Annotated in this window: 22 protein-coding genes, 1 other RNA gene and 7 pseudogenes; 15 read left to right on the top strand and 15 right to left on the bottom strand. The window is 68.8% G+C overall.

Going from position 1 to position 25608, the window contains the following annotated elements:
* Positions 1-137 precede the first annotated feature (137 nt).
* The gene (locus K6K41_RS04585) at positions 138-848 is read left to right on the top strand and encodes a cation efflux transmembrane domain-containing protein (protein WP_261404092.1); all 711 of its coding nucleotides are present in this window, start codon (positions 138-140) and stop codon (positions 846-848) included.
* Positions 849-954: 106 nt separating this feature from the next.
* Positions 955-1128 (top strand): hypothetical protein, encoded by a 174-nt coding sequence (locus K6K41_RS04580; protein ID WP_261404091.1) that lies wholly within the window; start codon positions 955-957, stop codon positions 1126-1128.
* A gap of 158 nt (positions 1129-1286) precedes the next feature.
* On the opposite strand, the gene greA is transcribed toward K6K41_RS04580, so the two are convergent.
* From greA to K6K41_RS04565, 3 genes and pseudogenes are all read right to left on the bottom strand, one after another.
* Positions 1287-1760, bottom strand: coding sequence for a transcription elongation factor GreA (gene greA / locus K6K41_RS04575; protein ID WP_261404090.1), 474 nt, complete (start codon positions 1758-1760; stop codon positions 1287-1289).
* A 119-nt stretch (positions 1761-1879) separates the two neighbouring features.
* Positions 1880-5203: pseudogene (carB, locus tag K6K41_RS04570) on the bottom strand (carbamoyl-phosphate synthase large subunit).
* A gap of 168 nt (positions 5204-5371) precedes the next feature.
* Positions 5372-6064, bottom strand: a complete 693-nt coding sequence (locus tag K6K41_RS04565; RefSeq protein WP_261404089.1) for a hypothetical protein — start codon at positions 6062-6064, stop codon at positions 5372-5374.
* Positions 6065-6227: 163 nt separating this feature from the next.
* Between K6K41_RS04565 and K6K41_RS04560 the strand changes: the two genes are divergently transcribed.
* Entirely contained in the window at positions 6228-7022 is a 795-nt protein-coding gene (locus tag K6K41_RS04560; RefSeq protein WP_261404088.1) for an SDR family NAD(P)-dependent oxidoreductase, read from the top strand.
* Positions 7023-7061: 39 nt separating this feature from the next.
* Here the strand turns inward: K6K41_RS04560 and K6K41_RS04555 are convergent, their stop codons facing one another.
* From K6K41_RS04555 to carA, 8 genes and pseudogenes are all read right to left on the bottom strand, one after another.
* Entirely contained in the window at positions 7062-7325 is a 264-nt protein-coding gene (locus tag K6K41_RS04555) for a helix-turn-helix domain-containing protein (protein ID WP_261404087.1), read from the bottom strand.
* A gap of 192 nt (positions 7326-7517) precedes the next feature.
* Positions 7518-7721: a cold-shock protein gene (locus tag K6K41_RS04550; RefSeq protein ID WP_261404086.1), complete on the bottom strand. Its 204-nt coding sequence runs from the start codon at positions 7719-7721 to the stop codon at positions 7518-7520.
* A 396-nt stretch (positions 7722-8117) separates the two neighbouring features.
* Positions 8118-8450, bottom strand: coding sequence for a hypothetical protein (locus tag K6K41_RS04545; RefSeq protein ID WP_261404085.1), 333 nt, complete (start codon positions 8448-8450; stop codon positions 8118-8120).
* A gap of 93 nt (positions 8451-8543) precedes the next feature.
* Entirely contained in the window at positions 8544-9701 is a 1158-nt protein-coding gene (locus K6K41_RS04540) for an MFS transporter (RefSeq protein WP_261404084.1), read from the bottom strand.
* Positions 9698-10264 carry a GNAT family N-acetyltransferase gene (locus tag K6K41_RS04535; RefSeq protein WP_378146890.1) on the bottom strand — a complete coding sequence of 189 codons (567 nt, stop codon included), beginning with the start codon at positions 10262-10264 and terminating at the stop codon, positions 9698-9700. Before K6K41_RS04535 ends, K6K41_RS04540 begins: the two co-directional genes overlap by 4 nt.
* Positions 10264-10506 carry a DUF3658 domain-containing protein gene (locus K6K41_RS04530; RefSeq protein WP_428978590.1) on the bottom strand — a complete coding sequence of 81 codons (243 nt, stop codon included), beginning with the start codon at positions 10504-10506 and terminating at the stop codon, positions 10264-10266. The genes K6K41_RS04535 and K6K41_RS04530 overlap by 1 nt, the downstream gene beginning before the upstream one ends.
* Before the next feature lie 47 nt (positions 10507-10553).
* Entirely contained in the window at positions 10554-11084 is a 531-nt protein-coding gene (locus K6K41_RS04525; RefSeq protein WP_261404082.1) for a DUF1835 domain-containing protein, read from the bottom strand.
* Between the two features lie 3 nt (positions 11085-11087).
* A pseudogene (carA, locus tag K6K41_RS04520) lies at positions 11088-12298 on the bottom strand (glutamine-hydrolyzing carbamoyl-phosphate synthase small subunit).
* Positions 12299-12419: 121 nt separating this feature from the next.
* On the opposite strand from carA, the gene K6K41_RS04515 reads away from it, so the two are divergent.
* Positions 12420-12872 (top strand): GatB/YqeY domain-containing protein, encoded by a 453-nt coding sequence (locus K6K41_RS04515; RefSeq protein ID WP_261404081.1) that lies wholly within the window; start codon positions 12420-12422, stop codon positions 12870-12872.
* 121 nt (positions 12873-12993) lie between these two features.
* Here the strand turns inward: K6K41_RS04515 and K6K41_RS04510 are convergent, their stop codons facing one another.
* Positions 12994-13371 carry a PH domain-containing protein gene (locus tag K6K41_RS04510; RefSeq protein ID WP_261404080.1) on the bottom strand — a complete coding sequence of 126 codons (378 nt, stop codon included), beginning with the start codon at positions 13369-13371 and terminating at the stop codon, positions 12994-12996.
* 29 nt (positions 13372-13400) lie between these two features.
* Positions 13401-14003, bottom strand: a complete 603-nt coding sequence (locus tag K6K41_RS04505) for an isochorismatase family protein (RefSeq protein WP_261404079.1) — start codon at positions 14001-14003, stop codon at positions 13401-13403.
* A gap of 132 nt (positions 14004-14135) precedes the next feature.
* Between K6K41_RS04505 and K6K41_RS04500 the strand changes: the two genes are divergently transcribed.
* The 3 genes from K6K41_RS04500 (at position 14136) to K6K41_RS04490 (ending at position 15698) form a co-directional block, all read left to right on the top strand.
* Positions 14136-15011 (top strand): extensin-like domain-containing protein, encoded by an 876-nt coding sequence (locus K6K41_RS04500; RefSeq protein ID WP_261404078.1) that lies wholly within the window; start codon positions 14136-14138, stop codon positions 15009-15011.
* Between the two features lie 70 nt (positions 15012-15081).
* Positions 15082-15336 (top strand): type II toxin-antitoxin system ParD family antitoxin, encoded by a 255-nt coding sequence (locus K6K41_RS04495; RefSeq protein ID WP_261404077.1) that lies wholly within the window; start codon positions 15082-15084, stop codon positions 15334-15336.
* The gene (locus tag K6K41_RS04490) at positions 15333-15698 is read left to right on the top strand and encodes a type II toxin-antitoxin system RelE/ParE family toxin (protein WP_261404076.1); all 366 of its coding nucleotides are present in this window, start codon (positions 15333-15335) and stop codon (positions 15696-15698) included. The genes K6K41_RS04495 and K6K41_RS04490 overlap by 4 nt, the downstream gene beginning before the upstream one ends.
* Before the next feature lies 1 nt (position 15699).
* Here the strand turns inward: K6K41_RS04490 and panB are convergent, their stop codons facing one another.
* Entirely contained in the window at positions 15700-16521 is an 822-nt protein-coding gene (gene panB / locus K6K41_RS04485; RefSeq protein WP_261405640.1) for a 3-methyl-2-oxobutanoate hydroxymethyltransferase, read from the bottom strand.
* Positions 16522-16569: 48 nt separating this feature from the next.
* Positions 16570-20343, bottom strand: a pseudogene (locus tag K6K41_RS04480) (hydantoinase B/oxoprolinase family protein).
* Positions 20344-20577: 234 nt separating this feature from the next.
* On the opposite strand from K6K41_RS04480, the pseudogene K6K41_RS04475 reads away from it, so the two are divergent.
* The 8 genes and pseudogenes from K6K41_RS04475 to ftsL form a co-directional block, all read left to right on the top strand.
* Positions 20578-21315: pseudogene (locus K6K41_RS04475) on the top strand (TerB family tellurite resistance protein).
* Positions 21312-22055, top strand: a pseudogene (locus K6K41_RS04470) (N-acetylmuramoyl-L-alanine amidase). The pseudogenes K6K41_RS04475 and K6K41_RS04470 overlap by 4 nt, the downstream one beginning before the upstream one ends.
* 435 nt (positions 22056-22490) lie before the next feature.
* The gene (locus K6K41_RS04465; protein WP_261404075.1) at positions 22491-22727 is read left to right on the top strand and encodes a hypothetical protein; all 237 of its coding nucleotides are present in this window, start codon (positions 22491-22493) and stop codon (positions 22725-22727) included.
* Positions 22721-23026, top strand: a complete 306-nt coding sequence (locus K6K41_RS04460) for a lytic transglycosylase domain-containing protein (protein ID WP_261404074.1) — start codon at positions 22721-22723, stop codon at positions 23024-23026. Before K6K41_RS04465 ends, K6K41_RS04460 begins: the two co-directional genes overlap by 7 nt.
* Positions 23027-23087: 61 nt before the next feature.
* An RNA gene (gene rnpB / locus K6K41_RS04455) (RNase P RNA component class A) lies at positions 23088-23492 on the top strand.
* A 434-nt stretch (positions 23493-23926) separates the two neighbouring features.
* Positions 23927-24394, top strand: coding sequence for a division/cell wall cluster transcriptional repressor MraZ (locus tag K6K41_RS04450; protein WP_261404073.1), 468 nt, complete (start codon positions 23927-23929; stop codon positions 24392-24394).
* A pseudogene (gene rsmH / locus K6K41_RS04445) lies at positions 24391-25397 on the top strand (16S rRNA (cytosine(1402)-N(4))-methyltransferase RsmH). The gene K6K41_RS04450 and the pseudogene rsmH overlap by 4 nt, the downstream one beginning before the upstream one ends.
* Positions 25394-25576 (top strand): annotated as a pseudogene (gene ftsL, locus K6K41_RS30175) (cell division protein FtsL); the annotation flags it as partial. The pseudogenes rsmH and ftsL, both read left to right, overlap by 4 nt.
* Positions 25577-25608 lie beyond the last annotated feature (32 nt).

Below are 25608 nucleotides of genomic sequence, written 5' to 3'. Positions count from 1 at the left end.
GCTTTTTAGCGTTCTCAGCGATCGGAACAGCTGCGCGGGCGGCGCTCAAAAGTAATTTTATAACATCTGAAAAATCATGGTTCTAGTGTAACATCGGACGATTGGGGTATTGCTTGTCCGTTGCAAGGAGAGACGCCATGAGCGCTGGTTGCTGCGGACATAACGCCAAGTTCGACGGGCTGTCGGCGGACTACAAGCGTCGCCTCTGGGCCGTGATCGCGATCAACGGCGCCATGTTCGTCGTCGAGATGGCGGCGGGCGCGCTGTCGGGCTCGCAGGCGCTCAAGGCCGACGCGCTCGATTTCGCGGCCGACGCCACGACCTACGGCATCAGCCTCGCGGTCATCGGCGCCTCGCTTGCGACCCGCGCCAGGGCCGCGCTCCTGAAGGGGCTCAGCCTCGCCGCGATGGCCGTCTGGGTGCTCGGCATGACGGCCTACAACACGCTGGTGCTGGGCGTTCCCACCGCCGAGGTGATGGGAGTGGTCGGCCTGCTGGCGCTCGCCGCCAATCTCGCGAGCGTCCTTATCCTCGTCCGCTACAAGGACGGCGACGCCAATGTGCGCTCGGTGTGGCTCTGCTCGCGCAACGACGCGATCGGCAACGTCGCGGTGATGTTCGCGGCCGCCGGCGTGTTCGCGAGCGGCACCGCCTGGCCGGACCTCATCGTCGCGGCGCTGATGGCCGGCCTGTTCCTGACTTCCTCGGTCCAGATCCTGCGGCAGTCCTTCGCCGAGGTCGCCGAGGCGAAGCGGACAGGGCAGGGGAGCGGCGAGGCCCATGCGCACGAGGCCCACGCGCCGGACGCGCATGCGCACGGCGCCCACGGGCACGGGCATTCGCACTGAACGTTTCCGGCGCACGCGCAGGCGTGAGGGATCGGTTCGCGCCTTAGATCGTTACCCCCTTGAGACGTCCGGGCGACGACGCCCGGCGAAAGCAGGGAGGTTTCCCATGAGCGACGCCCACACCATCCATCAGAGCGAAGCCCCGAGCCGCCGGCCGCCGGCCGGCGAGACCACGACCGCCAAGCACGAGGTTCAAGCCAAGCAGGCACCGACAAGCCGCGCGGAATGCCCGTGGTGCTGCTCGTCAGCACCGTCGGCGCGGCGGTGGCGCTGTGGGTGATCTGGTCGGTGTTCTTCGCGGCGGGCTGAGCGAAAGACGCGCTTAATCCGCATCCGCCATTCGGGCCAGGCCCGGGATGACGGATGAGACGACGCGGAAAACAAAAAGCGCCCGGAGCCATGGCTTCGGGCGCTTTGCTTTGGCTGAACGCTTGCGGTTTACGCGAAGCGGATGTTCAGGATCTCGTAGCTCTTGCCGCCGCCGGGCGTCGCGACCTCGACGGTGTCGCCGACCTTTTTGCCGACGAGCGCGCGCGCGATCGGCGAGCCGATCGAGACGCGGCCGGCCTTCACGTCGGACTCGGCCTCGCCGACGATCTGGTAGGCCTTCTCCTCGTCGGTGTCTTCGTCGACGAGGGTGACGGTCGCCCCGAACGTGATGGTGTCGCCGGTGAGCTTGGAGACGTCGATGATCTCGGCGCGCGCGATCATGCTCTCGAGCTCGGCGATGCGTCCCTCGTTCAGGCTCTGCTGCTCCTTGGCCGCGTGATACTCGGCGTTCTCGGACAGGTCGCCATGCGAACGCGCTTCGGAGATCGCGGCGATGATGCGCGGCCGTTCGGTGGAAGCGCGGTGTTTCAGCTCCGCCTCCAGCGCCGTATGGCCTGCGGCGGTCATCGGGATCTTGTCCATTTCACTTCTCTCTCGACACAAAAACGTCGCGCCCGCCGTGTGCCGACAGCGAGCGCGCATAAGATCAGAAACGTCGGAAGCCCGTTCGACGTTCCGGTCGGTTCGGCGAGCCGGGCCGCTCAGCCGAAATAGGACTGCAGCGACCGCACTTCCAGATCGTCGCCCAGATAGGCCTTGATCCCTTGCGCCGCCGCCACCGCGCCGGACAGCGTCGTATAGTACGGCACTTTGTGCAAGAGGGCCGCGCGGCGGAGAGACCGGCTGTCGGCGAGCGCCTGAGCGCCGTCGGTCGTGTTGAAGACGAGCTGCACCCCGCCGTTCTTGATGGCGTCCACGACGTGCGGACGGCCCTCCAGCACCTTGTTGATCTTATGCGCCTTAACGCCGTTGGCGACGAGGTGCTTCTGGGTGCCCGACGTCGCGATCACCTTGAAGCCGAGCTCGGCCAGCATCTTCACCGGCGCGAGGATCCGGTCCTTGTCGGCCTCCTTCACGGAGACGAACAGCACGCCCTCGCGCGGGACCCGCGTGCCGCCGCCGAGCTGGCTCTTGGCGAAGGCGACGCCGTAGTCGCGGTCGAGGCCCATGACCTCGCCGGTCGAGCGCATCTCGGGCCCGAGCACAGTGTCGACGCCGGGGAAGCGGGCGAAGGGGAACACCGCCTCCTTCACGCCGATATGGCCGAGCGGCTCTTCCTTCAGGCCGAAGGACGCGAGGCTTTCGCCCGCCATCACGCGCGAGGCGATCTTGGCGAAGGGCTTTCCGACCACCTTCGCGACGAAGGGCACCGTGCGCGAGGCGCGGGGATTCACTTCCAGAACGTAGATGACGCCGTCCTTGATGGCGTACTGCACGTTCATGAGGCCGCCGACCTCGAGCGCGAGCGCGAGCGCGCGGGTCTGGCTCTTCAGCGTCTCGATCAGCTCTTCGGAGAGCGAATGCGGCGGCAGCGAGCAGGCGCTGTCGCCCGAATGCACGCCGGCTTCCTCGATATGCTCCATGATGCCGCAGACGAACACGTCCTTGCGGTCGCAGAGCGCGTCGACGTCGACCTCGATGGCGTCGGACAGATAGCGGTCGAACAGCAGCGGGTTACGCGACAGCACCGTGTTGATCTGGCCGGTCTTGTCGTTCGGATAGCGCTGCTTGACGTCTTCCGGCACGAGGTCCGGCAGGGTGCCGAGCAGGTAGTCCGACAGCATCTTCTCGTCGTGCAGGATCGATCGCCCGGCCGCCGAGCACGTAGGACGGGCGCACGACCAGCGGGAAGCCGAGGTCGGAGGCCACGATCCGCGACTGTTCGACCGAATAGGCGATCCCATTCATCGGCTGCACGAGGCCGAGCTTGTCGAGCAGGCGCTTGAAGCGGTCGCGGTCTTCGGCGAGGTCGATCGCGTCGGGCGTGGTGCCGAGGATCGGGATCCCGGCCTTTTCGAGCGCGGTGGCGAGTTTCAGCGGAGTCTGGCCGCCGAACTGCACGATGACGCCGTGGAGCGTGCCGTTCTGGCGCTCGGTCTCGAGGATCTCGAGCACGTCCTCGGCGGTCAGCGGCTCGAAATAGAGTCGGTCGGAGGTGTCGTAGTCGGTCGAGACCGTCTCGGGATTGCAGTTGACCATGATGGTCTCGTAGCCGGCCTCGGTCAGCGCGAAGCAGGCGTGGCAGCAGCAGTAGTCGAACTCGATGCCCTGGCCGATCCGGTTCGGTCCGCCGCCCAGGATCACGACCTTCTTGCGGTCGGAGGGCTGCGCCTCGTCCTGGGGCTCGCCGCCGGCGAAGGGCGGCGCGTAGGTCGAGTACATGTAGGCGGTCGGCGAGGCGAACTCGGCCGCGCAGGTGTCGATGCGCTTGTAGACCGGCCGCACGCCGAGCGAGCGGCGGCGCGCCTGGACCTGCTCGGCCGAGAGCTTGGAGAGCGTGCCGAGGCGGGCGTCCGAGAACCCTTGCGCCTTCAGGCGCCGGAACGACTTCTCGGTCGTCGGCAGGCCGTGGCGGCGAACCTTCTCCTCGGTCTCCACCAGCGTCTTGATCTGCGAGATGAACCACGGGTCGAAAGCGCAGGCCTCGTGGATCTCCTCGATGGTGAAGCCGTGGCGCAGCGCCTGCGCGACCTTCAGCAGCCGGTCCGGCGTCGGCTTGCCGAGCGCGGCGCGGATGGCGTTCTTGTCGTCGCCCTGGCCGATGCCGTCGATCTCGATCTCGTCGAGGCCTGTGAGGCCGTCTCGAGCGAGCGCAGCGCCTTCTGGAGGCTCTCGGCGAAGGAGCGGCCGATCGCCATCGCCTCGCCGACCGACTTCATCGAGGTGGTGAGCGTGGGCTCGGCGCCCGGGAACTTTTCGAAGGCGAAGCGCGGGATCTTCGTGACGACGTAGTCGATCGTCGGCTCGAACGAGGCAGGCGTCGCGCCGCCCGTGATGTCGTTCTCGATTTCGTCGAGCGTGTAGCCGACGGCGAGCTTGGCCGCGACCTTGGCGATCGGGAAGCCGGTGGCCTTGGAGGCGAGCGCGGAGGAGCGCGACACGCGCGGGTTCATCTCGATCACGATCATGCGGCCCGTCTTCGGGTCGATCGCGAACTGGACGTTGGAGCCGCCGGTCTCGACGCCGATCTCGCGCAGCGTCGCGAGCGAGGCGTCGCGCATGCGCTGATATTCCTTGTCGGTCAGCGTGAGCGCCGGCGCGATGGTGATCGAGTCGCCGGTGTGGATGCCCATCGGGTCGACGTTCTCGATCGAGCAGACGATGATGCAGTTGTCCGCCTTGTCGCGGACGACCTCCATCTCGTACTCCTTCCAGCCGAGCACGCTTTCCTCGATCAGAACCTCGTCGGTCGGCGAGGCGTCGACGCCGCGCTCGACGATCTCGAGGAACTCCTCGCGATTGTACGCGATGCCGCCGCCGGTGCCGCCCATGGTGAAGCTCGGGCGGATGATCGCGGGAAGGCCGATCTCCTCGAAGGCGACGAGCGCCTCGGAGAGGTTATGGGCCAGCATCGAGCGCGGGGTCTCGAGGCCGATCCTGGTCATGGCCTCGCGAAAGAGCTCGCGGTCCTCGGCCATGTCGATGGCTTCGGCGGTCGCGCCGATCATCTCGACGTCGTGGCGCTCGAGCGCGCCCATCTTCTTCAGCGACAGCGCGCAGTTGAGCGCGGTCTGGCCGCCCATCGTCGGCAGGAGCGCGAAGCCGCCCGGAACGACGTTGCGCTCCTTGGCGATGATCTTCTCGACGATCTCGGGCGTGATCGGCTCGACGTAGGTTGCGTCCGCCATGTCCGGGTCGGTCATGATGGTGGCGGGGTTCGAGTTCACCAGCACGATCCGGTAGCCCTCTTCCTTCAGGGCCTTCACCGCTTGCGTGCCGGAATAGTCGAATTCGCAGGCCTGCCCGATGACGATCGGTCCCGCGCCGATGATGAGGATCGTCGCGATGTCGGTGCGTTTGGGCATCGGGTCTTTCCATCGGGCGCCGGCAGGCGGCGCGGCGCCGCCGCTCGAAGAAGAGCGGAGCGCGGAGGAGTCATGCGTGGCTGAGCGCGTTCCTTACACAGTCGCGCGCTGGCAGGGAAGCCGGGCTTTGGGCTTTCCCCGACGCCGGGGCCGCGCGCGTGCGCGCCGTCACAGCGCGAAAGGAATGTCGGGCTTGCGAGAGGGCGTGCCGGGCGGCGGCGCCTCGCGCCAGCCGGGCTCGTGATAGAGCCCGAGACCGTAGCCGAGAAAGGCGTACATCCGATCCCACATCGGCGAGCGGACGCCCGCCACATAGCCTTCGTACTCGCACAGGGCCTTGTCGCGCCAGCGCTCGGCGATCTCGGGGGCGACGAAGGCGAAGAACACTGTGTCGCCGTCGGTCGCGTCGATCGACAGCAGGGCGTCGCCTTTCCCGGCGAGCGCGGCATCGAGCTCCGCCGCCGCCTCCGCGAACGTCGCGCAGAAAGTCTCCACGTAGCGCGAAAGAGCGTCGGGCGCGTCCCACAGGCCGCTGAAGTCGTCGGCCAGCATCGGGCCGAACACGGCCTTGGCGGCGGGCGGGAGATCGTCCGGAGAGAACCGCCCTTCGTCGCGCCAGCGGTGAAGCAGCTCGATGACGTATTTGTCCTCGACGTCCTGGACGTGGCCCTCGTTGTTGAGGTGCGAGACCGTCGCGAGATAGGCGCGGGCCTGCGGCCCATAGTCCTCGGAGCCGTAGAAGCCCATCTGCTCGGGCACAGTCGGCGGCGCGGCCGCGAACGCCTGCGCCCGGGCGACGGCGTCCGGATCGCCCTTTGAGAAATCGCGCGCGAAGCGGACGAGGACGGGGTCTGCGGTCATGGCGTCTTCGGTCATGGCCGCGCACCTAAGGCGGCGCGCCTGCGGCTCAATGTTCCGCGAGCGGGCAAGAGCGAGAATTGCGCGGGGCGTCGCCCTAACTGCACAGTCGGACCCGAGGCCGAGCGCCGTCTCCCATCCCATTCCGACCCGCCGAGAGAGATCCATGTCGCTTTTCGAGAACAACCGCACGGTGCTGATCACCGGGGCTTCGTCGGGCATCGGCGTGGAGCTCGCGCGGCTGTTCGCGGCCAACGGCGACAAGATCATCCTGACCGCGCGGCGCGCGGACCGGCTGAAGGCGCTCGCCAAGGAGTTCTGGGACAAGCACGCCATCGAGGCGGCGGTCGCGCCGGCGGATCTGGCGAAGCCCGACGGCGCGAAGGAGCTCGCGATCGCGATCGGCCGCAAGGGCCTCGTCGTCGACGTGCTGGTCAACAACGCAGGCTTCGGCCTGCGCGGCGACTTCGCCAAGCTGCCGCTCGACCGCCAGCTCGCCATGGTCCAGGTCAACGTGACCGCGCCGACCGCGCTCGCCGGCCTCTTCCTTCCCGGCATGCTGGCGCGCGGCAAGGGCGGCATCCTGAACGTCGCCTCGCTCGCGGCCTTCCAGGCGGGCCCCGAGATGGCGGTCTACTACGCCAGCAAGGCCTATCTGCTGTCGCTTTCCGAAGCGCTGCACGAAGAGGCCAAGAGCAAGAACGTGACCGTCACCGCGCTCTGTCCCGGGCCGGTGCCGACCGAATTCGGCGAAGTCGCCAAGATGGGCGACGCGGCGCTGTTCAAGACCGGCGTGGTCTCGGCCGAAGACGTCGCCAAAGCGGGGTTCGAGGGTTTTCAGGCGGGCGAGGCGATCGTCATCCCCGGCGCGCTGCCGAAGCTCGGCGCGTTCGGCACGCGCTTCATCCCGCGCGGCGTCTCGCGCCGTCTCGCCCACGAGCTCCAGCGCGTGAAGGAGTGAGGCGCCCGCCGCCCCCGGCGGCGAGGCGCCGCGAGGACCTCAGTCCTCGGCGTCGTCGGCGGTCGGCGCCGCGCCGGGATCGACCATGTATTTGGTGATGACCAGCGCCTTCTCGAGGATCAGCGGGTCGGCGATCAGGCCGACGAACAGCGCCACCGCGTGCGGCACCTCGGTCTTCTCGGTCAGCCACTTGTCGACGCGCTTGGCGGGCACGCCATAGAGCGCGGCGAACTGCTCAGGCGTGATGCTCGCTGTCTTGAGCCCGTGCGCGAGATCCGCGCCCGAAATGCGGCGATAGCTCATCGGCATGTCTGTCCGGTTCTCCTGATCAAGCGGACCGGTCCGCCCCCGGGGACGCGCCGTAGCCCATGCGGGGCCGGGTTGGGAAGCCCGCGGCCGGCGCGACAAAAACGAACGGGGCGCTTCTTGCGAAGCGCCCCGCCGGAATTTCAGTGTCGGTCCGACGGGCAAGGCCCGCGCGCCCCGACGGCCCGATCACTCGGCCTTCAGGTTCGCGGCCTTGGTCTTGCCGCGATCCATGACGACTTCGAACGCCACCTTCTGGCCCTCGACGAGGGTGTGAAGGCCCGAACGCTCGACGTCCGAAATGTGAACGAACACGTCCTTCGAGCCGTCGACCGGCTGAATGAAACCGTATCCCTTCTGGGTGTTGAAGAACTTGACGGTGCCGCTGGGCATTCCTGCTTCCCTCAAAGACAAGCGCGTGTGCGCATTTGGCCGATCGATCACACGATCCATCTGCCGGGCACAATCTCAACTTTGGTGCGTGTCGTTCGGGCGAAGCTAAGGCGGGGATACCGCCGATGCGAAGGCCAGACAGGGCGTCCAAAATCCGATTGCAGATGCGACTATGGCGCATAGGCGCCGGGCTCAGTCAAGCCGGCCGATGGGAAGCTTTCCCGGAACGAGCAGGGCCCGTCGCCGTTCCCGCCTAGGATGCGGCTGTCCCCGGCCGCCAAAAACAAGGCTCCTAAGTTGTCGAACGACGATATGAGGACGCTCGCGCTCCGCTTTTCCGATGACGGCGCGACGCCCAACCACCCACGCTTCGAACTTCTGCTTCACCGCGGCGCGCTAAAGGCGTCGGCCGGCGGCGACAGCGCGGCGGCGATCGAGGCGCTGTTCGCGGCCAATGGCTGGGGCGGCTTCTGGCGCGACGGCGTCTATCCCTTCCACCACTACCATTCGACCTGCCACGAGGCGCTTGGCGTCGCCCATGGCTGGGCGGAGGTTCGATTCGGCGGCGAGGCCGGCGAGACGCTGAGGCTGGAGACGGGCGACGTCGCGGTCCTGCCCGCCGGAACGGGCCACAAGCGGATCGACGCCAGCCCGGACTTCCTCGTCGTCGGCGCCTATCCGGCCGACGAGCCCTACGACATGATCCGCTCCGACGACGTCGCGGCCCATGAGGCCGCCGTCGCGCGAATCGCAGAGACGCCGGTTCCGGCGACCGACCCGGTTCGGCCCTGCGGGCGGGCTCAGGGAGCGTTGGGGACGCTCCTAGCGCGCGCTCGCCTTCAGGCCGATCGCGGCCGCGAGAGCGCCGCCGGCGAGCGCGAGCGACAGCCAGAGCGCGGCCTCGCTGCCCCACCGCTCGATCACGAGCGCATAGGCGACCGGCGCGCCGGCCGACAGCAGGAAGCTCGGCGCGATCAGCCGGCCGACCAGCGACCCATAGGTCGCCGGATCGAACAGCGCGAGCGGCAGCGTGCCGCGCGTGATGGTCGAGAGCCCGTTGCCCGCCCCGAACAAGAGCGCGAAGGCTGCGGCCGCCCCCATGAGCGGCGCGCCGAACGCCGCGGCGAAGCCCAACGGCAGCATGAGGGCTGCGAGGAGGTTGAGGTCGACGGCGCTCAGCCGCGCGCCGAACAGAACCTCGCAGCCGCGCGCGCCCGTCTGCCCGAAGCCGCGCAGCGCCGCGATCCAGACCGCCGCCTGGAGCGGAAGACCGAGCGCCGCCAGGATTCCGATCATATGCGCGGACATCGCCGAGTTGAGCGCGCTCACCAGCGCGACCGCGATCGCGTAGAGCACGGCCGCGCGGCGCGAGCCGCGGCGCACGGGCTCGGGCGCATCAGCTTTCGGATCGGGCGCGGGCGCGGCGTGGCGGCCGTTCGGGATCCCGATATGCAGCAGCGCCGAGGCCGCGCAGATCAGCGCATAGGCCGTCACCGCGCCGCGCCAGCCGAAGGCGTCGGCGAGCGCGTCGCCGAGCGGCCAGAACACGGTGGAGGCGAGCCCGCCGAGCAAGGTGATCTGCGCCATCGCGGCCTTGGCGTCGCGCCCGCCGATCCGCGCCAGCGCCGCGAAGGCGGCGTCGTAGAGCATCAAGCGCATCGCGACGCCGATCACGACCCAGGCGGCGCAGTAGCTCCAGGGTCCGTGCGCGAGCGCGAGGCCCGCGCAGCCCGCCGCGCCGACGAGCGAACCGGCGGTCATCACCGCCCGGCCGCCATGGCGGTCGATCGCGCGGCCGACGGCGGGCGAGGCGAGCGCCATGGCGAGCAGGCCGACCGAGAAGCCGCCCTGCACGGCCGACAGGCTCCAGCCGAGGTCGGCCGCGATGCGCGGCGCGAAGACGCCGACGAGATAGTAAGTGGCGCCCCAGCCGATCAGCTGCCCGAGCCCGAGCCGCAGGACCAGGCTGCGGCTTATCAATCCCTTTGGTCCGGGAGCGTCTCGCCGCCCCGGCCGAGCGGCAGCTGCATCATCACGCTGTCGACCCAGCGGCCGAACTTGAAGCCGACGTCGGAAAACGTCCCCACGTCGCGGAACCCGAGCGAGGCGTGGAGCGCGATCGAGCCGGCGTTGGCGCTGTCGCCGATCACCGCGATCATCTGGCGGAAACCCGCGGCCTCGCAGCGTGCGATGGTCTCGGCCAGCAGCGCCTTGCCGACGCCGCGCCCGAGCGCGTCGGGGGCGACATAGACCGAGTCCTCGACCGTGTGGCGATAGGCCGGGCGCGCGCGGTAGCTGCCGGCGTAGGCGTAGCCGGCGACGCGGCCGTCGAGTTCGGCGACGAGGTAGGGCGCGCCGAGCGCGAGCACGACCAGTCGCCGCGCGGCCATCTCGGCGGGGGAGGGCGGGACCTCCTCGAAGCTCGCGCAGCCGGTCAGGACGTGATGCGCGTAGATCTCGGCGACCGCGTCCATGTCGGCGTCGGTCGCGTCGCGGACGAGAAGATCAGATCGTGCAGGGGGATCAAACACGGCGGATCGCATCATGGCTGCGAGGAAGGCAGCTTTACCTCCCAGTACCGGATGCTTCCATAGATGTCGCCCGCAGCTTCGAGCCGGCCAGCCTCGACGAGCGCGCATAGGCGGACGGCGAGCGGTAGGTCGCCGACGGGCCAGCCGTCGCGCTCGTCCATGTCCGCCAAAACTTCGCCGATGACGCGTGCGGCTTTCCGCAGCGTCGTCGACGTTTTTGAGAGAAGCTGCTGGTCGAAGGCTTCGATCGGCAGGGAGACGGGCGCCCCGGCATGGACGGCCCGGAACGCGCCGTTCTCGGCTACGAGGCGCGAAACCTCGTCCCGCCCTCGGCGCGCTCCTTCGCCGTGACGGGGCGGGCGAGTTCGATTAGGCGCTGCTCGACAATTTGATAAGGCGCTATGCGCGCGACGGGCCGACGACGAAGACTCGTAGGATCGCGCCAATCCGGAAAAAGCACGTCCGAGATGTCGATCACTTCCGCCAGAGCCTCGCTCAGTCGCGCGGCCCAAAACAGGAAGCCGATCCAGTCCTGAGCCCCGTGCCGCGTCGTCCATGCGATGAGGCGGCGGTCGGGGGCGAGCGCTTTCGGCCAGAAGTCCGTGTGGCGCTGCCCGATCAGGCCACGTTCGTAATCGACGCCCAGGACCTCGTCGAACCAGCGCTCGCGCGCGGGCAGATCGCCCAGGTCGAGCGGCCCACAGCGCAAGTCGTCGAAGAGCGCGACGACCTCGTCCGGACGGCCGAGGCTCTTCAGCGCCTCGACGAGTGACGCGCGTGCAGAAGGATTAAAGACGACGTGACGGATCGGCCGATCGTCGACGTCGCCCATCCGTCAGCCTCGCTTGCCGTCCATCAGCTCCACGAACCGCTTGAACAGGTAGTGGCTGTCCTGCGGGCCGGGCGAGGCCTCCGGGTGGTGCTGCACCGAAAAGGCCGGCCGGTCGGTGAGCTCGATGCCGGAGTTCGAGCCGTCGAACAGCGACACATGGGTCTCGCGCGCATTGGCGGGCAGACTCTCGCGATCGACCGAAAAACCGTGGTTCATCGAGACGATCTCGACCTTGCCGGTCGTCAGGTCCTTCACCGGATGGTTCGCGCCATGATGGCCCTGATGCATCTTCTCGGTCTTCGCGCCGACGGCGAGCGCCAGCATCTGGTGCCCGAGGCAGATGCCGAAGGTCGGCACGCTCTTCTCCAGAACGCCTTGGATCATCGGCACGGCGTATGCGCCCGTCGCGGCCGGTCGCCCGGACCGTTCGACAGGAACACGCCGTCGGGCGAGAGCGCCAGAACCTCGTCGGCGGTCGCGGTCGCGGGGAGCACCGTGACCTCGCAGCCGGCCGCGGTCAGCAGGCGCAGGATGTTGCGCTTGAGGCCGTAGTCGATCGCCACGACCTTCTTGGCCGCGCCTTCCGGGCGCGCGCCATAGACGCCCGGCGCCTCGTGGCCGGGCCAGCCCCAGGCGCCTTCGTCCCAGCCGTAGCGCTGGGTCGCGCCGACCATCGGCACGAGGTCCTGGCCCTCGAGGCCGGGGAAGGCGGCGAGTTCGGCCTTGAGCTTCGCGTCGTCGATCTCGCCGTCGGGCGCATGGGCGATGACGGCGTTCGGCATGCCCTTCTCGCGCACGAGCGCGGTGAGAGCGCGGGTGTCGACGCCGGTGATCGCGACAATGCCGTGGGCCTTCAGCCAGGCGTCGAGGCTGCGGGTCGCGCGCCAGTTCGACGGGTCGGTGACGTCGGCCGAGAACACCGCGCCGCGCACGCCCGAGGCGGCCGCCGCCTTGATGGTCTCGAGGTCGTCCTCGTTCACGCCGACATTGCCGATGTGGGGGAACGTGAAGGTGATGATCTGGCCGGCGTAGGAGGGGTCCGTCAGGATCTCCTGATAGCCTGTCATCGCGGTGTTGAAGCAGAGCTCCCCGGCCGCGACGCCTTCGGCGCCGAAGCCTTCGCCCTCGATCACGGTCCCGTCCGCCAGCAGCAGGCGGGCGGTGGGGCGCGTTTCTTCCCAGCCGCGGTCGGCCGTGTTCGTCGCAAGCGTCATGATTGTCTTGACCCAAGAGCCGGCGGCCAATAGGGCGGTCGGCGTCGGCCGGAACCTAGGCGCCGACCCCGGCGCCGTCAACAAAGCGGCGCGACAGACGACGTAAAGGACTGGAAACCCCATGCGCGAGGCGATCTCGGCGGCCCTGAAAGAGTCCATGAAAGCCCGCGACGCCGACCGTACGGGCACGCTGCGCCTCGTCGTGGCCGCGTTCAAGGACCGTGACATCGAGGCCCGCGGCGCCGGCAAGGAGACCGCGACCGACGACGAGCTGAAGCAGCTGCTCGCCAAGATGGTGAAGCAGCGCCAGGAGTCGGCCGCGATCTACGAGGAGAACGCCCGGCCCGAACTCGCCGCCAAGGAGAAGGCCGAGATCGCAGTCATCCAGGAGTTTCTGCCCAAGCAGCTGTCGGACGAGGAGGTGTCGGCCGCGATCGACGCCGCCATCGCCGAGACGGGCGCGGCCTCCATGAAGGACATGGGCAAGGTCATGGGCGCGCTGAAGGCCAAGTACACCGGCATGATCGACTTCGCGGCCGCCAACGGCGCGATCAAGGCGAAGCTGCAGGGCTGAGAGCCTGGCGGCGCCGTTTCCGGCTCCTCCGTCATGCCCAGAGTTGACTTGATCCGGGCGTCTATCCGTCGGCCGCGTCTGCGGCCGATGGATCCTCAAGCCCGAGGATGGCGACCTGCATTCACCGCAGCACGCCGGCGGCCAGCGCCCTCTGGATCCCCGCCACGTCGACGCCGCGTGCGAGCGTCCGCTCCAGCGGCGCGCTCTGGCCCGAAACCCAGATCCGCATCTCGGCCTCCATGTCGAAGGTGCCGGCGGTCTCGATCGAGAACTGGGTGATGGCCCGGTAGGGGATCGAGTGATGCTCGACCTTGCGGCCGGTGATCCCCTGCTTGTCGATCAGGATCAGGCGCTTGTCGGTGAACACGTACATGTCGCGCACGAGCTTGAACGCGAGCCCCACCACCTCGCCCGGAGCCAGGATCGGCGCGAGGTCGCGCTGAACGGTCTCCGTCGAGGCGCTGGAGGCGTGCCCGAGCAGGCCGTCGAAAATGCCCATCGCGTCGTCTCCCGTCCTTCGTCGCCAGCCTATTTCGACAACCCCTCGGCGTCCTTCACCACCACGGCGAAGAGGTCCGCGAGGCCCGCCAGCGCGCCGTCATGCACCTCCTGCGCCGAGCGCGAGGCCTTGCCGACAGCGCCGGGAAGCGGGCGGCTCGCGGTCGCGTTCTCGACGATGGTGACGCCGTAGCCGAGATCCACCGCCGCGCGGGCGGTCGAGTCGACGCACATATGCGTCATGAAGCCCGTCAGGATCAGGTTCTTGCGCCCGAGCTTCTCGAGCGCCGGCTTGAACTCGGGATTGGTGAAGCCGTTCGGCAGCTCCTTCTTGAACACCGGCTCGCCGTCCTTGGGCGCGGCCTGCGGGGCGATCTCGGCGCCTTGCGTGCCCTCGACGAAGACGCCGGCCGGCGCGCGGTGCGCGAGATGGACGATCGGCGTCCCGGCGGCGCGCGCGGCGGCGAGCAGATCGGCGATCGCGCCGAGCGCCGGGCCGACGCCGGGGAGCGCGATCGGGCCGTCGACATATTCGTTCTGCGCGTCGATCACCACGAGCGTCGCGTCCTTAAGGGAGGCCGGCTGCGGGTCCGCTCCAGCGAGTTCGATCAGGGTCTTGGGCGCGTCGGTCATGGTCGTCTCCTCATGGTCGGGCGGACCTTGGCGCACACACCTAGGGCGCAGAAGCCGCCGCGTCGTCAGACTTTCCGACGAGGTCGGCGGCGTTGATCGGACGTTAACCGGAAGGCTCTCATTTTAGAGGGCATGAAGGCCCGTGTTGCGTATGGTCTCATCGCCGTCTGTCTGATCGGCGCGCTTGCGGCCTGCGGCTCCTTCAAGAGGGAGCAGCGGGCCGCCTGGCGCGGCGAGGCCGAGCGCGTGTGCCTCGCGCGCGGCCTCATCGTGCCGACCTCCTTCTCGCGGCCCGTGAAGGAGATCGACGGTCCGGGCGTCTGCGGGCTCGAACATCCGTTCTCGATCACCGCCGTCCAGGAAGGCGACACCGCGATCGATCCGTCGGCGCGGCTCGGCTGCCCGATGAACGCCGCCGTCAACGACTGGATGCGCGACGTCGTGCAGCCGGCGGCGCAGGCGCGCTTCGGCATGCGCGTCGCCTCGCTGAACAACATGGCGTCCTACGGCTGCCGCACCCGCAACAACCGAAAGGGCGCCAAGCTCTCCGAGCATTCCTTCGGCAACGCGCTCGACGTCGGCGCCTTCACGCTGACGGACGGGACGCAGATCTCGGTGCTGCGCGACTGGCGGAACGGCGCGCCGGAGGCGCAGGCCTTCCTGCGCGACGTCCACGGCGGCGCCTGCGGCCTGTTCAAGACGGTGCTCGGCCCCGGAAGCGACCGGTTCCACGAGAACCACTTCCACTTCGACCTTGCGCGCCACAACGCCAAGGGCTCGGCCTATTGCCGCCCGCGCCCCGTGCGCGTGGATCCGGCGCCGCAGCAGCCAGAGATCTATGCGCCCTCCCGCGAGGACGTCGAGGACATGCCGATGAGCTACGCCCCGGCGCCCGCCTGGCCGAAGTTCATGAAGCGCGACGACGCGTTGGCCACGGGAAGCCTGCGCGGCCGCCCGAAGCTCGACCTGCTCGACGTCGCGCCGGAGGACTACGGCGACGACGAGTGAGGATTTCGGGGCGTCTTTGACAGTCGGGCGCCCCGAGCGCGATGCTATGTCCGCTTAGAAGGAGCGGGTCATGTCGGCGGTCACCATCAACCTGACGGGCGAACTCGCGGCCTTCGTGGAGGATCGCGTCGCGCGGGGATATTCCCACTCAGCGAACGAGGCCGTCGCCGAAGGGTTGCGGTTGCTTCGGGAAGAGCAGAACCGGAAACTCGAAGCGCTGAAAGCGGCGATCAACGAGGGCGTAGCCGACATCGAGGCGGGACAAATTTATGAAGGTACGATCGACGATATCCTGAACGACGTTCTGAACCGCAAACGTTCGTGAAGGTCGCTTATTCGGAACGCGCCAGACGCGACATCGACGATATCCTTGATCAAAGCCTCGGTCTTTTTGGCGACGCTCAAGCGCGCATCTACGCGGATCTTTTGAAGAAAGCGGTTGCGCTGGCTGCGGAAGATCCGGCCGGCCATCTTCGATCGATAGATCGGAGTTTCGTCCGGGCCTTCGGTCCATACACGTCAAGCTCGCAGCCGGTGCTCGGCGAAGAGCTTCTCATCAGATTTTCTATCGCGTCGGGAGGACGGCGAGCGGTTTCAGCCAACTCGAAATCCTTCGCGTGCTCCCACCAAAGCATGGACGCCGGCGCCCATATCGCCGCAGGCGTAAGCGGACTTCCTCCAGAGTAAGCTATCCCGCCGCGATCTTCGGCCCGGTCGCGCCGTAGAGGTGCTCTTCCGCCGGGAAGCGCCTTGCGCGCACGTCCTCCGCATAGGCTTCCGCCGCGGCCTTGACGGCGGCGCCGACGTCGGCGTAGCGGCGCACGAATTTCGGCACATGGCCGAACGTCATGCCCATCATGTCGTCGGTGACGAGAATCTGGCCGTCGCATTCGGCCGATGCGCCGATCCCGATCGTCGGAACCCGGATCGTCGAGGTGATGCGGGCGGCGAGCGGCGCGACGACGCCCTCTACCACCACCGCGAAGGCGCCGGCGTCGGCGACCGCGCGGGCGTCGGCGACGATCGCCTCGGCCTCGGCCGCCTGCTTGCCGCGCGCCGCATAGCCGCCGAGCGCGTTCACCGATTGCGGCTGCAGGCCGATATGGGCGAGCACCGGCACGCCGCGCGCGGTCAGGAACTCGATGGTCTCGGCCATCACCGCGCCGCCCTCGAGCTTGACGGCGTCGCAGCCCGTTTCGGCCAGGATGCGCGCGGCGGAGCGGAACGCCTGCGCCGGGCTCTCCTGATAAGAGCCGAACGGCAGGTCGACGACGACGAGCGCGTGCTTCGCGCCGCGCGACACCGCCGCGCCGTGCGCGATCATCATCTCGAGGGTGACCGGAATGGTGCTTTCGAGCCCGTACACCACCATGCCGAGGCTGTCGCCGACGAGCAGCAGGTCGCACGACTGGTCGAGCGCCTGGGCGATCGGCGTCGTGTAGGCGGTGAGGCAGACCAGGGGCTCCTTGCCCTTGGCCGCGCGGATTTTCGAGACGGTGACGGGCTTCAGCGTGCCCCCGCTCGATCGGGATCGGTCGACGTGCGCTCATGATGGGCGTCAGGCTCCCTCGGCGCGGCCCCAGCCGCCTCCGGTCGGCGTTTCTATGACGATCGCGTCGCCCGGGTCGACCTTGATTTGGTCGCAAGCGGCGACTTCTTCCACCCCGCCATTGGTCCGGCGCACGGAATTTCGGCCCGGCTGGCCCTCGTGGCCGCCCTCCATGCCGAAGGCCGCCACGCGTCGGCGCCCCGACAGGATCGCGCAGTCCATCGGCTCGAGGGAAGCGGATGACCCGGCGAACCCCGTCGCCCGCCGACCATCGTCCGCGCCCGCCCGAGCCTTGCCGGATCGAGAACTCGTCGAGCACGACCGGGTAGCGCTGTTCGAGGATCTCCGGGTCGGTGAGCCGCGAATTCGTCATGTGGACATGGACTGCGTCGGCGCCGTCGAAGCCGGGGCCGGCGGCCGAACCCGAGCAGATCGTCTCGTAATACTGCCGCTTGTCGTCGCCAAAGGTGAGGTTGTTCATCGTGCCTTGGCTGGAGCCCATCACCTTCATGGCGCCGAACAGGCAGTCGACCACCGCCTGGCTGGTCTCGACATTGCCGGCGACGACCGCCGCGGGCGGCCGCGGATTGAGCAGAGAGCCCTCCGGCGCGACGATCTCGATCGGCCGCAGGCATCCGGCGTTCATCGGGATGTCGTCTTCGACCATCACGCGGAAACAGTAGAGCACGGCCGCGCGCGTCACTGGCTCGGGCGCGTTGAAGTTGTCGCCGCGCTGGTCGGAGGTCCCGGTGAAGTCCACTTTGGCGGTGCGGGCTTCGCGGTCGATCGTGATCTTCATGCGGATCGTCGCGCCCTGATCCATCTCGACGGCGAATTCGGCGTCGTCGAGCGTCGTCAGCGCGCGCGCGACGCTCTCGGCCGCGTTGTCCTGCACGTGGCCCATATAGGCCTGCACCACGTCGAGTCCGAAGCTCGCGATCATTTTCCTCAGCTCCGCCACGCCCTTGGCGTTGGCGGCGACCTGGGCCTTCAGATCCGCGACGTTCTGGTCCGGATTGCGGGCCGGAAAGCGCGCGCCGGCCAGTACCTCGCGGATCTCGCTTTCGAGGAACCGGCCGCCCTCGACCAGCGGCATGACGTCGATGGTGACGCCTTCCTCCTCGATGGTGGTGGCGCGCGGAGACATGGAGCCGGGCGCGACCCCGCCGATGTCGGCGTGATGGCCGCGGCTCGCGACGAGGAACAGCAGTCTTGACCCCGCCTCGTCGAACACGGGCGTCACCACGGTGACGTCCGGCAGATGCGTGCCGCCGTCGTAAGGGGCGTTGAGCACATAGACGCATCCGGCGTCAGCCGGTCGCCGGCGCGGCGCAGCACCGCCTCGACCGAGCGGTCCATCGAGCCGAGATGCACCGGCATGTGGGCGTGGCCACCAGCGCGCCGTCGGGCGCGAAGACGGCGCAGGAGAAGTCGAGCCGCTCCTTGATGTTGACGGAAGCCGCCGTGTTCTGGAGCACGAGCCCCATCTGCTCGGCGATCGACATGAAGAGGTTGTTGAAGATCTCGAGCATCACCGGATCCGCCTCGGCTCCGACGGCCTTGCGGGTCTCGCGGGGTTTTGCGCGGGAGAGCACGAGATGGTCGCGGGGCGAAACCTCGGCGCGCCAGCCGTCCTCGACCACCACTGTCTGGTTCGGCTCGACGATGAGCGCGGGACCATCGACCCGATGCCCGACGCCAAGCGCTTCGCGGCGGAACACGGCTGCCTCGTGGGCCTGACCGCCTGAGAAAATGTCTGCGGTCCGCTCCGGTGCGGGCAGGGGCCTTTCGGCCGGGTCACGCTCCGGCTCGTCGAGCCCGGAGCCCCCGCCGAAACATTCGACCTCGACCGCCTCGACGATGAGCCCGCGCGCCTCGTCCACGAAGCCGAAGCGCGCGCGGTGGAGGTCGGCGAAGTCGGCCGCGATCCGATCGAGGTCGATGGGTTGTCCCCCCTCCCCCTTGCGGTGAGGGGCAGGGGGTGGGGGTGGCTCCGAAGGAGGCCCAGAGGGTGACGCTGCTCCACGCGCAACGGCGCCGCTCTGTTCGGAACCACCCCCACCCGTACCCTCCCCACAAGGGGGAGGGGGCGGAGACGCCGCGCCAAGTCCGAGGACCGGAACCTCAATCGTCGAATCCGTGCCGTCGTAGCGGACATGGAGGCGGACCTCCGTCACGCCGTCCTCGACGCCTTGCGCCTGAAGCTCGCCCATCGCTTCACCGCCGAGCTTTTCCATCGTCTCAGCAATGGCTTCCCCGGCTTCATGAAGCCTTAACCGCAAACTCGCCGTCCGTTCCGCGCGAATGTCGGCGAGGCCCATGCCATAGGCCGAGAGCAGGCCCGACAGCGGGTGGATCAGCACCGTGTCGATCCCGAGCGCGTCGGCGACCAGACAGGCGTGCTGGCCGCCGGCGCCGCCGAAGCAGTTGAGCGCGTATTTTCGTGACGTCGTAGCCGCGCGCGACCGAGATGGTCTTGATCGCCTCCGCCATGCTGGCGACCGCGACCGCGACGAAGCCGTCGGCCGCCTGTTCGGCGGACCGCCCGTCGCCGATCTCGGCCGCGAGAGCCCCGAATTTTTCGCGCACGACTGCGGCGTCGAGCGGCTGGTCGCGGCCGGGCCCGAAGATCTTCGGAAAGAGGTCGGGCGCGAGCTTGCCCAGCATGACGTTGGCGTCGGTGACGGTGAGCGGCCCGCCGTTGCGATAGGCGGCGGGGCCGGGCGCCGCGCCGGCGGAGTCGGGGCCGACGCGGAACCGGCCCTTGTCGAAATGCAGGATCGAGCCGCCGCCGGCCGCGACCGTGTGGATGCGCATCATCGGCGCGCGCATGCGCGTTCCCGCCACCACGGTCTCGAACGAGCGCTCGAACGCGCCGTCGAAATGGGCGACGTCGGTCGAGGTGCCGCCCATGTCGAAGCCGATGACCTTGTCGAAGCCGGCCGCCTTCGCCGTCGCGGCCATCGCCACCACGCCGCCCGCGGGGCCCGAAAGAATCGCGTCCTTGCCCTGGAACAGGCTTGCGGAGGTGAGGCCGCCGGCCGAGGTCATGAACATCAGGCGGCGCGCGTCGTCCTCGGAGAGGTTCAGCTCGTCGCGGACGCGCGCCACATAGGCTGCGAGCACGGGCGTCAGATAGGCGTCCACCACCGTGGTGTCGCCGCGCCCGACGATCTTGGGCAGCCCCGACACCTCATGGCTGACCGAGACCTGGGCGAACCCCATGTCGCGCGCGATTCTGGCCGCCGCCTGCTCATGGGCGGGATGGGCGTAAGCGTGCATGAACACGATGGCGAGCGCCTCGTATCCGTCCGCCTTCAACTCCTCCAGCGAAGCGCGGAACGCGGCGTCGTCGAAGGCGCGCTCGATCGTTCCGTCGGCCCGCACGCGCTCGTCGACCTCCACGACGCGTTCATAAAGCGGCTCCGGCCGCTCGATCTGCTTGGCGAACAGTTTTGGCCGCGCCTGATAGCCGATGCGAAGCTGGTCCTTCAGCCCCTTGGTGATGAGCAGCGCGGTCCGTTCGCCCTTGCGCTCCAGCAGCGCGTTGGTGGCGACGGTCGTGCCCATCTTCACCGCGTCGATCTTCTCGGCCGGCACGGCGTCCTTGGGCCCGAGGCCGAGCAACTCCCGCACGCCCGCGACCGCCGCATCGCGATAGGCCTCCGGGTTCTCCGACAGCATCTTCTTCACATGCAGCGAGCCGTCCGGCGCGCGGCCGACGACGTCGGTGAAGGTGCCGCCCCGGTCGATCCAGAACTGCCAGCGATCGGATGAGGTCATGGAACTCGGCTGCGTGCTTCGAGACGGCCGCTGACGCGACCTCCTCGAGCCATGAGGAAGGTGGGAGGGTGATAGAAGCGGCGAGAAGCCTACTCAACCTCTCTCATGCTGAGGAGCCGGCAAAAGGGCCGGCGTCTCGAAGCACGCAGTTGGCCTCCGCGGCGTTGCGCCAGTCGCAATGCACACTCCGGCTGCGCTAACTTGGCGCCAAGCGAATCCGGGAGCGGAAGACCAATGGCGTTCTGGGGAAAGCTCGGAGGAGCTGCGGGCGGCTTCATGCTGGGCGGGCCGCTCGGCGCGATCGCGGGCGTGATCGCCGGCCATCTGCTCGTCGACCGTGAGACCGACCCCGGCAGTCGCGGAGGCCGAGGACCGCGACGCGAGAAGCCTCGCCTTCACCATCGGCGTCATCGCGCTCTCGGCCAAGATGGCGAAGTCCGACGGCGTCGTCGCGCCGGTCGAGGTCGAAGCGTTCCGAAAGGTGTTCGAGATCAAGCCTGACGACCTGGCGGAGGTCCAGGAGGTCTTTGACCGCGCGACCTACGATGTCGCCGGGTTCGAGTCCTACGCCAAACAATTGCACGATCTGTTCGAGGGCGAGCCCGCCACGCTCGAAGACGTGCTGCACAGCCTCGCCACATCGCCGCCGCCGACGGGGCGATCCATGAGGCCGAGGTCAACTACCTGATGCAGGTCGCCGAGATCTTTTCGCTCGATCGCGCCAGCGTGCGGCGCGCGTTCGGACGCTATGTGCGGTTGCCCGAGGACGACCCTTACGAAATCCTCGGCGCGGAGCCTTCGGCGTCCGACGACGAGCTCAAGCGTCGCCACCGCGCGCTCGTGGCCGAAAATCACCCGGACCGGGCGCTCGCCCGCGGCCTGCCGCCGGAGGCGATCCGCGTCGCGACCTCGAAGCTCGCGGCCATCAACGCCGCCTGGGACGCGATCCGCGCCGAGCGGGCTCTGACATGAGGCCGGACAGCGCGCTGGTCTCGAAGATCATCCCCGCCGCCAATCACGACGAGCGGCGCGACGGGCGCGAGGCCGACATCCTGCTCCTGCACTACACGGGCATGACGTCCGCCGAAGCCGCGGTCGAGCAGCTGACCGAGGCGAGGTTTCCTGCCTTACGTCGTCCTCGAGGACGGGGAGATCCTCCAGCTTGTCCCCGAAGAGCGCCGCGCCTGGCACGCGGGCCTGTCGAGCTGGGACGGCGAGACCGACGTGAATTCCGGCTCGATCGGCGTCGAGATCGTCAATCCGGGCCACGAACACGGCTACCGCGATTTTCCCGACGCGCAGGTCGCGGCGGTGATCGCGCTCTCCCGCGACATTTGCGCACGACGAGGTATTCAACCTCAGCGGGTGCTCGCTCATTCCGACGTCGCGCCGCGCCGCAAACAGGACCCGGGCGAGAAATTTCCGTGGTACCGGCTTGCCGCCGAAAACGTCGGCCACTGGGTCGCGCCGACGCCGATCGGGAGGGCGCGCGCCTGGCTCCCGGCGAGGAGGGCGAACCGGTCGAGCATCTGCAGACGCTGCTCAGCCTCTACGGTTACGGGATCGAGATCGACGGCCGCTACAGCGCCGCGACCGAGGATGTGGTGCGGGCGTTCCAGCGGCATTTCCGTCAGGAACTCGTCGACGGCGTCGCCGACTTCTCGACCGTCGACACGTTGCGCAACCTGCTGGCGGCCTCGCCGTCCGTCTGAGGGGCCGCCGCCGAAGTCTCGCCATATGACGGCCTGACGACAGCCTGATCATGGTCGATCGGAGGTCTTTTTTCTCACGCCTAAGACCTGCCGTTGCGTAACGCATCGGGAGTGTGGACATGCGTAAATCGACGATCGTCGTCGCTCTGCTAGCGGCGACCGTCGCCTCGGCGGAAGCTTCGCCGAACTCAAGACATCTTGCCGGGGTTCTCAGTTCTCCGGAAAATCTCAAGCCCGCGTCGCCTCGACTGCGGCCCAGACGAAAAGTCTGAACGGCAGGTTAACGCGGCCAACGCCGCCGCCGTTCCATCCGCCGCTTCGCGCGGCGCCGCCGCCTTCACCTCGGCCCGCAACGCAGGCTCTGCGCCTGCCCAGCCGCAGGCCCCGGCTCCCAAGGCCGTCGCTTCGAAGACGGCCGGCGCGCAGCCGCGCCTCGTGAGCCGGACGAAGCAGGCGCGCGCCGAGGCCCGCGCCCGAGTCCGCGAAGCGTCGGCCCGCCGGCTTGCGCGCAAAACCAACACGGTCGCGCTCACCCGCGAGGTGCCGGTCGAGCAGATCGAGAAGCCTGCCGGCGATCTCGCGACCAATGCGCCCACGGGCTCGATCCAGGGAATGGTGACGGCCGCGGCGAAGACCGCCGGGGTGAGCCGGCGCTCGGCCATGCGGTGGTGAAGGTCGAGTCGATGTACCAGCCGCGCGCCACCGGCAAGGGCGGTTACATCGGCCTGATGCAGCTCAGCTACCAGACGGCGCGCGGCATGGGCTTCCGCGGCAGCCGGCAGGCGCTCTACGAGCCGTCCGCCAACCTTCGATACGGCATGCGCTATCTCGCCGAAGCCGTTCGCAAGGCCGGCGGAAACACCTGCGCGGCGGTCTCGAAGTATCAGGGCGGACACGCCGTGAAGGGCGTGACGCGCGCCGGCGCGGTCTACTGCGCGAAGGTGCGCCGCTACATGGCGTCGGCGAGCTGATCGCAAGCTGCTTTCCCTTCGCCGCTTGACGCGCTCCGGCCGGCCGTCCCACAAGGGCCGGCCAGTCGGCCGGACGGCCGCTTCGCTCCTTCATCGGAGCGGAGAGGAAAGTCCGGGCTCCACGGAAACACGGCGCCGGATAACGTCCGGCGGGGGCGACCCCAGGGAAAGTGCCACAGAGAGCAAACCGCCTCCGGCTATGGCCGGCGGTAAGGGTGAAAGGGTGCGGTAAGAGCGCACCGCGCGACCGGTAACGGGAGCGGCACGGCAAACCCCGCCGGGAGCAAGACCGAATAGGGGCGACGCGCAGGCGGCGAAAGCCGTCGGCAGGCCTGCTTCCGGGCCGTCGCCCGGGTTGGTTGCTTGAGGCGTCCGGCGACGGACGTCCCAGAGGAATGGTCGTCACGCGCGCGCCGGTCCGCCGACGCGCGCCATACAGAACCCGGCTTACAGGCCGGCTGGCCCCAGATTTTTTCAAGCGCGCCGTCATGGCCGGGTTGTCCACAGGCTCTTGTGGACAACCCGTCGCCGCGCCGCCGCCTATGGGGCCGCGTCGGGGCGCCGTCGACGGCGTCGGAAACGCCTTCTTAACCCTAATAAAGCTCTAGTTGGTCGTCGCGCGCCGGTCGCGACCCGGCCCTTGAACAGGTCTCGCGTCCTGGGCCGAGCCGCGCCGGCCCGACTGGCCATTTCGTTGACGCCCATAGGGGCCCATGATATCCCAAGCTATCCCGTCGAAACGGCGTGCGGACGCTCCCTTCAGGGAAGCGTCGGCTGTTTCGTCCGCGGCCGTGGAGGCTGCGGACGCGCGGTCGTGCGCGCGGTGCGGGCGGTTCAACGCTGGGGATCGGTCGATCGGCGGTTTGACGCCGTCGCCATGGGGAAACGGGCCGTCGGGGCATGGATCGCTTCCTGTCCAACCTGTCGACGAAGATCGACGCGAAGGGGCGGGTGTCGATCCCGGCGCCGTTCCGGGCGATCCTGACGCAGGACGCCATTCCGGGGCTTTACGTCCATCCGTCGCTGGACCTCGAGGCGCTCGACGCCGGGGGCGAGGCGCTCCTGTCGGAGATCGACAGGCTGCTGGACGCCCTGCCGCCTTATTCGACCGAGCGCGACAGCCTGTCGACGGCGCTGCTCGGCGTCAGCGAAATCCTCAAGATCGATTCCGAGGGCAGAGTCATCCTCACCGAGAGCCTCAAGGCCTATGCGGGCATTTCGGACGCCGTGACCTTCGTCGGCCAGGGCTCGAAGTTCCAGATCTGGGAGCCGGAGCGCTTCCGGGCGCATCTTGCGACCGCGCGCGCGGACGCGAGGGCGCTGAAGTCGCGGCTCGCGCGCCCCGGCGCTCCGGAGGCCTCGACATGAGCGCCGACGCCCGTCACCTGCCGGTCATGCTCGAGGAGGTGATCGCCGCGCTCGATCCCAAGCCCGGAGAGATCATTCTCGACGGCACGTTCGGGGCCGGCGGCTACACGCGCGCGATCCTCGAGGACGGGCGCGGGACGTCGTCGCGCTCGACCGCGACCCGACCGCGATCGCCGGCGGCTACGACCTCGTCGCGGCCTCGAAGGGGCGCCTCACGCTCGTCGAGGAGCGCTTCTCGAACCTCTCCGCAGCCCTCGACCAGCTCGGCGTCGAGGCGCTCGACGGTCTCGTGCTCGACGTCGGCGTCTCGTCCATGCAGCTCGACCAGGCTGCGCGCGGCTTCTCGTTCCGCTTCGAGGGCCCGCTCGACATGCGCATGGGCGGCGAAGGCCCGAGCGCCGCCGATCTTGTCGCCGATCTCGAAGAGAAGGAGCTCGCCGCGGTGCTCCGCACGCTCGGCGAGGAGCGCCGCGCCGGCGCGATCGCCCGCGCGATCGTGGCCGAGCGCGAGAAGGCGCCGATCGAGACCACGGCCCAGCTCGCCGCGATCTGCGAACGCGTGCTCGGAAGCTGGAACGACGGCATCTCGCCGGCGACGCGCACCTTCCAGGCGCTGCGCATCGCGGTGAACGACGAGCTCGGCGAGCTCGGCCGTGCGCTTTTCGCCGCCGAGAAGCGCCTGAAGCCGGGCGGGCGCCTTGTCGTCGTGTCGTTCCATTCGCTCGAGGACCGGATCGTGAAAACGTTCCTCGCCGACCGCACCCGCACCCAGGCGGGCGGGTCGCGCCACATGCCGCAGGCGATCGTGCCGCCCGCGACCTTCGAGGCGATTTCACGCGGGGCCGCCAAGCCCGGCGACGCCGAAACCAAGACCAACGCCCGCGCCCGTTCCGCGCGCCTGCGCGCCGCCCGCCGCACCGAGGCGCCCGCCCGCGGCGGCGATCCGTTCGCGTTCGGCGTGCCGCGCCTGCCGCTGCAAGGCCTTCCCGGAGGCGCGTCGTGAAGATCGCCCGCATCGTCAATGTCGTTGCCGTGCTGTCGCTGGTCGGCTCGGCGGTCTACGTCTACCGCATCAAATATGAGGCGACGCGCCACTCCGAAGAGGTCGCCAAGCTCAAGCGCCAGATCACCCAGGAGGTCGACTCCGTCGCGGTGCTGAAGGCCGAATGGGCGTTCCTCGCGCGGCTCGACCGCGTCCAGGCGCTGACCGAACA

Source organism: Chenggangzhangella methanolivorans, from assembly GCF_019797865.1.
GTDB lineage: Bacteria > Pseudomonadota > Alphaproteobacteria > Rhizobiales > Methylopilaceae > Methylopila > Methylopila methanolivorans.
This window is presented reverse-complemented; position numbering and strand designations above follow the sequence as displayed.

Excerpts from the sequence above, each read along its gene's own strand:
- K6K41_RS04560 (WP_261404088.1), top strand. The coding sequence starts at position 6,228 with ATGTCGCTTTTCGAGAACAACCGCACGGTGCTGATCACCGGGGCTTCG.
- greA (WP_261404090.1), bottom strand. The coding sequence starts at position 1,760 with ATGGACAAGATCCCGATGACCGCCGCAGGCCATACGGCGCTGGAGGCG.
- K6K41_RS04505 (WP_261404079.1), bottom strand. The coding sequence starts at position 14,003 with ATGACCGACGCGCCCAAGACCCTGATCGAACTCGCTGGAGCGGACCCG.
- K6K41_RS04585 (WP_261404092.1), top strand. The coding sequence starts at position 138 with ATGAGCGCTGGTTGCTGCGGACATAACGCCAAGTTCGACGGGCTGTCG.
- K6K41_RS04580 (WP_261404091.1), top strand. The coding sequence starts at position 955 with ATGAGCGACGCCCACACCATCCATCAGAGCGAAGCCCCGAGCCGCCGG.
- K6K41_RS04495 (WP_261404077.1), top strand. The coding sequence starts at position 15,082 with ATGTCGGCGGTCACCATCAACCTGACGGGCGAACTCGCGGCCTTCGTG.
- K6K41_RS04535 (WP_378146890.1), bottom strand. The coding sequence starts at position 10,264 with ATGCGATCCGCCGTGTTTGATCCCCCTGCACGATCTGATCTTCTCGTC.
- K6K41_RS04555 (WP_261404087.1), bottom strand. The coding sequence starts at position 7,325 with ATGAGCTATCGCCGCATTTCGGGCGCGGATCTCGCGCACGGGCTCAAG.
- K6K41_RS04510 (WP_261404080.1), bottom strand. The coding sequence starts at position 13,371 with ATGGGCATTTTCGACGGCCTGCTCGGGCACGCCTCCAGCGCCTCGACG.
- K6K41_RS04525 (WP_261404082.1), bottom strand. The coding sequence starts at position 11,084 with ATGGGCGACGTCGACGATCGGCCGATCCGTCACGTCGTCTTTAATCCT.
- K6K41_RS04550 (WP_261404086.1), bottom strand. The coding sequence starts at position 7,721 with ATGCCCAGCGGCACCGTCAAGTTCTTCAACACCCAGAAGGGATACGGT.
- K6K41_RS04500 (WP_261404078.1), top strand. The coding sequence starts at position 14,136 with ATGAAGGCCCGTGTTGCGTATGGTCTCATCGCCGTCTGTCTGATCGGC.
- K6K41_RS04450 (WP_261404073.1), top strand. The coding sequence starts at position 23,927 with ATGGATCGCTTCCTGTCCAACCTGTCGACGAAGATCGACGCGAAGGGG.
- K6K41_RS04565 (WP_261404089.1), bottom strand. The coding sequence starts at position 6,064 with ATGACCGCAGACCCCGTCCTCGTCCGCTTCGCGCGCGATTTCTCAAAG.
- K6K41_RS04545 (WP_261404085.1), bottom strand. The coding sequence starts at position 8,450 with ATGGGCCGCGACGTCGTCGGAGCGGATCATGTCGTAGGGCTCGTCGGC.
- K6K41_RS04515 (WP_261404081.1), top strand. The coding sequence starts at position 12,420 with ATGCGCGAGGCGATCTCGGCGGCCCTGAAAGAGTCCATGAAAGCCCGC.